This is a genomic window from Desulfobulbus alkaliphilus (genome assembly GCF_016918545.1).
Lineage (GTDB): Bacteria > Desulfobacterota > Desulfobulbia > Desulfobulbales > Desulfobulbaceae > Desulfobulbus > Desulfobulbus alkaliphilus.
Genome location: NZ_JAFFQC010000161.1, coordinates 1 through 480, shown reverse-complemented (window position 1 = coordinate 480; position 480 = coordinate 1). Strand labels below are relative to the sequence as shown.

Sequence of the window (480 nt, the reverse complement as noted above, 5' to 3'; positions counted from 1 at the left end):
AGCTGCTGGCCATGCCCATGGCCAAGCATTGGCCGACCCTGGACATGCCGACCCTGCGAGCCGGGGAGAGCGCTACCGAGCTCGGCCAGATCCGCTCCATCCTCAACGAGCTGGGGGACGGTGCCCCGAACCACCAGGATGCCACCTATGACGCCGAGACCGAGCAGGCTATCAAGCAGTTCCAGCGCCGCCATGGCCTGACCGCCGACGGCATCATCGGCCGTCAGACCCGCTCCTGGCTCAATACCGGGCCGCAAGTGCGTGCCAGCCTGCTGCTGCGCATCCTGTGGCGTCGGGATCTGGTGGATCACCTCGCCGGCCGCTACGTGCTGGTCAACATCCCGGATTACCGCCTGAGCGTGGTGGAGTCCGGCAGCGAGGTCTTTACCAGTCGGGTCATCGTCGGCAAGGAGCAGCGGGCCACCCCCATCCTTGCCAGCGAGATCCGCTCCATCGTGCTCAATCCCGCCTGGCATGTGC

General features: G+C 66.7%; 1 protein-coding gene. It reads left to right on the top strand.

Annotated features, from left to right (window positions below):
* Window positions 1-480, top strand: a 480-nt coding sequence (locus tag JWG43_RS17890) for a peptidoglycan-binding protein (protein ID WP_371925220.1), incomplete at both ends; no start/stop codon positions are given.